Consider the following 4,290-nt stretch of genomic DNA (forward strand, 5'->3'; position numbering starts at 1 on the left):
CGAAGACAAAGTACACTCAATATACAGACTGACAGAATTAGAGAACAAAAAAGAATTAACAGACATACAAGAAATACACTTTTAGACCTGACCAAAGTAGACGTAAACAACTTAGATGAATTAAATGAATGGTTACTATTTATAAAGACAGATAGTGAGGAGGAGAGAAAAATGTTGGCAGAAAGAAACGAAATGTTAGAAAAGACAAACGACAAACTGAATTTATTCTGGTCAAACAAACAAGAAAGATACGCCTATGAACAAAACCTGATGAAAGAAAGTGATATAGAAAGCAGATTACATGACAGCTATGCACTTGGAGAGCAGGTAGGAGAACAAAGAGGAATACAAATAGGAGAACAAAGAGGAATACAAATAGGAGAACAAAGAGGGATACAAATGGGTTCTATAAGTACAGCAAGAAACTTATTAAATATGAACATAGACATAGACACTATTATAAAAGCTACCAATCTTGATAGAAGTATAATAATAGACTTACAAAATGGTAGGCTATAAAATATTAAATTTGAAAAGCATTATTTATATACGATTCTATAAAATTTTAGTATTATCTAAAAAAACACTTAAAATCAGGTGATATTTTGAAAAATAAACGACCGTTATTAATGATAGCAATATCATTTATAATAATAATCATATCATTAATTATATTCATTTTTTCGTTAGTAAATAAAGATACCATTTATGAAAATGTGTATATAAATAAAATAAACGTTCAAGGAATGACAAAAAGCGAGGCATATGATACCATAAGTAAAAATTGCGACTTTGGAACATTAAGTTTAATCTATAATAACAAAAAATGGCAAACTGATTTGAAGGATGCAGGCTTTAACTACGAAGTTCAAGATGCTGTGGATAAAGCAATTGCAATAGGTAGAAATCAAGATACATTTAAAAATATATGGAAAATAATAAATCTCGCTTATTTTTCAGATAAAGAATATATAAACTTGGATTACACTCATAATTATAAAAAAATAGAAGAATTTTGCAATAAAGTCGGCGAAGAATTAAATAGTGACCCTATAGAAGCAAGTATAAGCATAGAAAATGACAAAATAACAATAACGGCAGGAAGAGACGGAAAAAAATTAATATCATCCAAAATAATTAATGAGCTTAAAGAAAAAATAGAAAACGATAATGAAAAAGACATAGATATAAAAATTCCGTTTGATACAAAATCGCCAAAATTAAAATATAAAGAATTATCACAAATAAACGGAGTTATATCAAGTTTTCAAACGGATTATAAAACAAGCAGAAGATCAAGAGCCTGGAATGTAGAGCTGTCAGCAAGCAAAATAGACAACCAACTCTTAATGCCCGGAGAAGAAGTCAGTTTTTTGCAAAAAATAGGGAAAATAACTTACAGCGAGGGTTTCAGACCTGCGCCTGTAATTGTAAATAACGAATATAAAAACGGAATAGGTGGGGGAGTTTGTCAAGTCAGCTCTACATTATATAATGCACTTCTGGAAGGAAATGTGGAAATAAAAGAACGCTCAAACCACACCTTTCCTGCAAAATATGTACCTATAGGTAGAGATGCAACAGTTGGTGATACATCACCTGATTTAAAATATAAAAATAATTATCCATTTCCGATATTTATAAAAACTTATGCCCAAAACGGAATTTTAACTGCAAAAGTATATGGAGATACCACAAAAGCAAAAAAGTACAAATATATTCAGAGCGTACATCATATATTTATCCGTATACAATATACAAAAAAGACAGTTCACTTCCAAAAGGCACTCAAATAGTAGAAAGCTATGGACAATTAGGACAAACCAGCGTAACATATAAAATGGAAGACGACAAAAAAATAATAATTTCAAAAGACAGATATTCAGCCAAACCGAAAATAATACGAGTGGGAACAAAATAAATTAAAGCACGCAGAAAACTGCGTGCTTTTGCATTTTATAATGAGCAAATTATTTTGCTATTTCATCAACGGTTTTTGCTATGAAATCTATTGTATAATTTAATGCGCTATCTGTTGATATATCAACATTAGCTACTTTACACAACTCTATAGGAGATTTTGTGCCACCTGATTTCAAAAACTTAATCCAATTTTTATCAGCATCTTTAACATTATTGAGTATGTTTTGGCTTACGACTGTAGCGACAACAAGTCCGGCAGAATAAGTGTAAGAGTATAATCCGTTATAATAATGTGGTTGTCTCATCCAAGTATATTCAGCAGTAGATAAATCTATTTCATCTCCCCAGAAATTAGTATAAGTTTCCTTCATCAAATCAGATAAGATATAAGCATTTACAGTTTCGCCTTTGTCAACTAAATCATATACCTTTCTTTGATAATCAGCCTCCAACAAATGAGTTACAAAATTATGATAATAAGTATTTTCAATCATACAAGACATAGCCCATTTTTTAAATTTCTCGTCCTTGCTACTTGAAATCAGATAATTTGTAAGTAGCATCTCATTGCAAGTAGATGGAGCTTCAACCAAATACAAAGACGGCTCTTGAGTCAATATGCTGTTGTGTTTTTGAGCAAGAGAAAAATGTACTGCATGACCGATTTCATGAACAAGAGTAAACACCTCACTCAAAAGCCCTGTCCAAGATAACAATATATAAGGTTGTTTCTTGTAAGGACTTGCACAAAAACCACCTGTAGATTTGCCGATATTTTGTGCAAAATCAACCCATCTGTCCTTTTTGTAATTCATAGCTATTTCCAAATATTCATCACCCAAAACTTTGAGAGCATTGTACACATAGTCCTTAGCATCATCAATATTCAATTTTGGAGCATAATCAGAAAACAAAGGTAATTTCAAATCAGCAAAAGTCATTCTGTCAAGATTGTTGTTTTTCTTGATAAGAGATGCATATTTTCTCATAACAGGAGCTAATTTGGTCATTATTGTATCTATTTGTCTGTTATACATATCTCTTGTAACTTTTTGTGAGAATAACAAATAGTCGATTACACTATCAAAACCACGCATTTTTGACATTATTTTTTCTTTTTGTATCTGCGTGTTGTAGTCTGTAGCAATAGTATGCTTGTACATATCCAATTTTTCAGCAAAATGTTTGTACGCACTACGTCTTACATCAGTATCCCTCTCGTATTGGTACTCGTTTTCAAATTTTACGAAACTCATCTCGTAACTTTTGCCATTTACCTCAAAATTATCAAATCTTATATCCATTTGTTTAGTGTTTTCATAACAATCAGATGGAGATTCAAGCACAACATCAAGCATAGATAATGCGTGTTCAATATTTTTATCCAGCTTATGAGGTTTTTCAGCTATAATATCCTCAAAAAATACAGCATAATTATTATCTAAAGCCTTGCATTTTTCAAGCATAGCCACGTCAAGTAAAGCAAGTTCGCTTGTGAAAAAAGATATATTGGCAAATACCTCAGATACCATCATACCGTACTTGCTTGCCCTCAAGTTTTTGAAATTATCGTTCATATCCACAGATACATCTAAGCTTGCATAATGCTCAGTGTGGTCAATCAGTATCTTGATTTGCTCGTACACTTTCAGTGCATCAAGTATAGTATTTTCATCATTAAGCTTACCATCGTAATCAGCTTTGAACTTGCAAGATAAATCCTGTAGTTTTTTTACATCATTGTCATAATCCTGCTCGCTCTCATATAGCCCTTTTATATTCCACTTCAAATCCTCGCTTACTTCGCTTCTTTGCATAAGTTTATTTTGCATAAACACACTCCTTTTATTAAAAAATATTAATCATCTTGATATATACCGATAATTAGCAACAATAATATTTTTTATTGTATAGTTTTAACAGCTTAAATACTCTTTTGGTATAGACAGATGATTGCAATAAAAATATATATTCATAACATACATATAAATTATATCATATAAATGCAAGCTGTAATACGGTTTTGCAAATTTTTGTATTAAAGAAGTAAGTCATATACAAAAATAAGCAAGATATATTGATAGTATATATACAAAAAAATGTGATAATATATTAGGTAAATATACCGTATATTATAATATTTTTTTATTATACACATAAAAAAATAACACACAAATACTATACTTTATGAGTATTGTTTTATAAAAATATAAGATTAATTATAGTGAAACAGCTATGAAGAAACAATACATAGATATAATAATAAAAATTTATAAAAAACAGTAAAATTTTTACAAAAAAAGACTTGCTAAAAAATTAGTATAAAAAGTAATATAAATGTTTTCAGTAGATATATAGGACTTATAT

Annotated in this window: 4 protein-coding genes; 3 read left to right on the forward strand and 1 reads right to left on the reverse strand. The window is 29.8% G+C overall.

Features of this window, described 5'->3' with window-relative positions:
- The 3 genes from HMPREF9629_RS11655 to HMPREF9629_RS12695 all read left to right on the forward strand — a co-directional run.
- Positions 1 to 519, forward strand: a 519-nt coding sequence (locus HMPREF9629_RS11655) for a PD-(D/E)XK nuclease family transposase (protein ID WP_009526255.1), incomplete at its 5' end; no start/stop codon positions are given.
- An 86-nt stretch (positions 520 to 605) separates the two neighbouring features.
- Positions 606 to 1,796: a VanW family protein gene (locus HMPREF9629_RS09865; protein WP_009526256.1), complete on the forward strand. Its 1,191-nt coding sequence runs from the start codon at positions 606 to 608 to the stop codon at positions 1,794 to 1,796.
- The gene (locus tag HMPREF9629_RS12695) at positions 1,793 to 1,921 is read left to right on the forward strand and encodes a G5 domain-containing protein (RefSeq protein ID WP_242822051.1); all 129 of its coding nucleotides are present in this window, start codon (positions 1,793 to 1,795) and stop codon (positions 1,919 to 1,921) included. Before HMPREF9629_RS09865 ends, HMPREF9629_RS12695 begins: the two co-directional genes overlap by 4 nt.
- A gap of 49 nt (positions 1,922 to 1,970) precedes the next feature.
- Here HMPREF9629_RS12695 and pepF read toward each other — a convergent pair whose 3' ends face one another.
- Complete coding sequence (gene pepF, locus HMPREF9629_RS09870; RefSeq protein WP_009526257.1) at positions 1,971 to 3,755, reverse strand: oligoendopeptidase F; 1,785 nt, start codon at positions 3,753 to 3,755, stop codon at positions 1,971 to 1,973.
- Between the last annotated feature and the right edge of the window lie 535 nt (positions 3,756 to 4,290).

Origin of the sequence: Peptoanaerobacter stomatis (genome assembly GCF_000238115.1) — a bacterium.
GTDB classification, from domain to species: Bacteria; Bacillota; Clostridia; order Peptostreptococcales; family Filifactoraceae; genus Peptoanaerobacter; species Peptoanaerobacter stomatis.